Source organism: Pseudonocardia sp. Ae505_Ps2 (assembly GCF_001932425.1).
Taxonomy (GTDB): Bacteria; Actinomycetota; Actinomycetes; order Mycobacteriales; family Pseudonocardiaceae; genus Pseudonocardia.
In genome coordinates, this window is the sequence record NZ_MCIP01000002.1 from 83,056 (window position 1) to 85,989 (window position 2,934).

The following is a 2,934-nucleotide window of genomic DNA, read 5'->3' on the forward strand; positions in this document are numbered from 1 at the left end:
GCAGTATTAGGCGTTTTCCTAAGGAAAACGCCCGGCCCGGCTCGGTGTGCTCGGCTGCTGGGTGTGGTCGGTGGTGACGCCGTCGGCTCGTCGGGCCAGTGGCGCACAGCGATGGGCGCGTCGCGCGTACCCGTTGTCGGCGTCGCTGACTATCCTCGAGCGGGGATTCCCGTGCTGGGCGATGACGGAAGGTGGGGGCATGGGGGATGAGCTGATGCAGATCGGTCAGGTGTCGACGCGCATCGGCCTGTCGCTACGCACCATCCGTCACTGGGACGAAGTGGGACTGGTGACTCCCTCGGCACGGTCGGCGGGAGGCTTCCGGCTCTACACCGAGGCCGATGTCGACCGGCTGGCGTTCATCAAGCGGCTCAAGCCACTTGACTTCAGCCTCGACCAGGTCAAGGAACTGCTGGCGACGGTCGACGAGCGCGGGCAACGCGATGAGCTCGGGTCGGAGCGCCTCGAGGATCTGCTCGGTTGCCTGGCAATGTTCCGGGCAGCCACGGACAGTCGGCTCGACGCCCTGCGCCTCCAGGTCGACAGCCTCGAGTCATTGTCGCGTGATCTGAAGAACCTCGACGCCTCCACCCGGTCGAGTAGCACCTCGCACGCCCCTTGACCTGTGCGGACGTACCGGTCATAGCGACGTCTCGGGGGCTGACGCAGAGCGAGATCGCCGCCGAAGGCCGAGGCTGGCGTTCGCATATGCTGTCGTCCTCTGGATCCCTACGGAGTTTCACCACGTGATCGCGACCGACCTCACACCGCCAGTCGGCAGACTACCCGCCCTGCTTTCGGGCGGATCTGAGCTTGAGCTTTAAGCTCTGAGGTCGTCGGCGTGCTGTCGCTGTGACCCCGGGTGATCATTGGTGCAGCCCTTGGTTGATCATGCTTCTGTCGAAGGAAGAAGATCAACACAAGGGCTGCGGTGGGTAGTGTGCACGCTCAAGCTCAGGTGGCGGCGTTCGGGGAACTGGCCCGGTTCCGTCACGAGTTCTACACGTCGTTGACCTCGCGATCTGATGTGCCGGATCCCTTGGTGAATTTGAGTCCCACGATGCATCCGATCAGGATGGTGAGCACAGCGGCTTTGGCGGGTGTGAACTGCTCGTCGCCCGTTAGCATGGCGTACGCTACGGTCAGTACCGCGCCGATCCCGATCCACACCGAGTAGGCGACGCTGACCGGGATGCTACGCATCGCGAGCGCGAGGCCGACCATGCTCAATCCCAGGAACACGAGGAACACGACGGTGGGGATGGGCCTGCTCAGTCCGGCGGACATGCCGAGCGCTGTCGCCCACACGGCCTCGAACACCGCACTGACGATGAGGATCAGCCAACTCATCAGGAAACCACCTTGAGCGCCGCCACGCTGCCGACCAGACCGGCGAGCAGGATGATCTTCAGCGGGGTCGCCTTCTCCTTGCCGCTGCTGATCGCCCACCCGGCGGTCAGCACAGCGCCGACACCGACCCAGACAGCGTAGGAGGTGCCGGTGGGCAGGCTCTGCATCGCGATTGCGAGCCCGGCCATGCTGAAGACGAGAGCGACCGTGAACACGATCGTCGGTCCGCGGCGTTTGAAGCCGTCGGAGGCGGCCAGCGCTGTCGCCCATACTGCCTCCAGGACACCGGAGGCGATCAGGATGCTCCATGCCACGATAAACTCCAGAGGCCAGTCTTGTCGCTGCGCGGGTACTGGCCGACCTCGTCCGCAAGGCCACTGAGGCCCTCGGTACGCAAACCTACCAAGGAACTCCGGATCCATGGCAGGCGGCGGCGAGCTATGAACCGTCCTGGGTCTGCGAGAGGCTGAGGTTCAGGCCACCGCACCCTGTTGGGCGATGGATGTAGCGTACACCATTTCTCGTTCGATCGGCGACATATAGTCAATGGAGGAGTGGAGCCTCACACTGTTGTACCAGTGAACCCACTCCGCGGTCTCTCGCTCCACTTCGCGAAGACCGATCCAGTTCCGAGAATGAGCATGCGGAACGATGAGCTCTGACTTGTACAGGCCGATCGTGGACTCCATCAGCGCGTTGTCCAGCGCGTCACCGACGGTGCCGATCGAGCCGGCGATACCAGCCTCGGCGAGTTGCTCGGTGAACGCCAGAGACGTATATTGGGACCCGGCATCCGAATGATGAATAAGACCCTCGGAGGTGAACTCGCTGATCGCCCGTTGGCGAGTGGACAACGCCTGCGCCAAGGCCCCGGAGACGAGATCGGTGGTCTTGCTCATCGACGCCTTCCATCCGAGGATTCTGCGGGAGTGGACGTCGGTCACGAACGACACGTAGCAGAACCCGGAGGCGGTCCACACATACGTGAAATCCGCGACCCACAGCGCATCCGGTCGAGTCGGCGCCGCCCACGCCCGCTTGACCAGGTCAGGATGGCGGGCTGCGCGCTGATCACGGGTCGTCGTGGCCGTGTGGTGGACCCCGCGGCGCACGCCCTGGATCCCGGCGACACGCATCAATCACCCCCATCTGGTCCCGCCCGACCCGGAGCCCTTCCCGCCGCGCCGCACGCCACATCTTCCGCACCCCGTACACACACCTGGGCGAATTCAGGCGGTTGAAGCATCTAGCTCAACGAGTTCGGCGAATATCTCGGAGGGCTTCTTCCAGTTGTGGATTTTACGGGGTCGGTCGTTGATGTCGCAAGCCACCATCGCCAGGTATTTCGGGTCCGAGGTGATGTCCGTGCCTTTCGGGAAGTACTCGCGGACGATGCGGTTGAGGTTCTCGTTGCTGCCGCGTTCCCACGGCGAGTGTGGGTGGGCGAGGTACACCGGCATCGAGCCCTTGGTGACGGTGGCGTGGCCGGCCATCTCGGCACCGCAGTCCCAGGTCAGTGAGGCCCGCATGTGCGCGGGCAGACCGCTGGTGGCGGCGATGACCCCACGGCCGACGGTGAGCGCG

General features: G+C 64.3%; 4 protein-coding genes, 1 pseudogene and 1 riboswitch. Of the genes and pseudogenes, 1 reads left to right on the forward strand and 4 read right to left on the reverse strand.

Annotation, left to right across the window (positions count from 1 at the left end; translation table 11 throughout):
• Window positions 1-199 precede the first annotated feature (199 nt).
• Window positions 200-622: a MerR family transcriptional regulator gene (locus Ae505Ps2_RS28640; RefSeq protein WP_075334862.1), complete on the forward strand. Its 423-nt coding sequence runs from the start codon at window positions 200-202 to the stop codon at window positions 620-622.
• Between the two features lie 377 nt (window positions 623-999).
• On the opposite strand, the gene Ae505Ps2_RS28645 is transcribed toward Ae505Ps2_RS28640, so the two are convergent.
• The 4 genes and pseudogenes from Ae505Ps2_RS28645 to Ae505Ps2_RS31500 form a co-directional block, all read right to left on the reverse strand.
• Window positions 1,000-1,350 carry a multidrug efflux SMR transporter gene (locus Ae505Ps2_RS28645; protein WP_075313168.1) on the reverse strand — a complete coding sequence of 117 codons (351 nt, stop codon included), beginning with the start codon at window positions 1,348-1,350 and terminating at the stop codon, window positions 1,000-1,002.
• Window positions 1,350-1,664 carry a multidrug efflux SMR transporter gene (locus tag Ae505Ps2_RS28650; RefSeq protein ID WP_075313169.1) on the reverse strand — a complete coding sequence of 105 codons (315 nt, stop codon included), beginning with the start codon at window positions 1,662-1,664 and terminating at the stop codon, window positions 1,350-1,352. Before Ae505Ps2_RS28650 ends, Ae505Ps2_RS28645 begins: the two co-directional genes overlap by 1 nt.
• A 10-nt stretch (window positions 1,665-1,674) precedes the next feature.
• Window positions 1,675-1,740, reverse strand: a riboswitch (guanidine-III (ykkC-III) riboswitch).
• A gap of 83 nt (window positions 1,741-1,823) precedes the next feature.
• Window positions 1,824-2,577 (reverse strand): annotated as a pseudogene (locus Ae505Ps2_RS28655) (IS3 family transposase); the annotation flags it as partial.
• Window positions 2,578-2,579: 2 nt separating this feature from the next.
• Window positions 2,580-2,934 (reverse strand): IS30 family transposase (locus tag Ae505Ps2_RS31500; protein ID WP_212567724.1); only part of this gene is annotated, 355 nt, incomplete at its 5' end.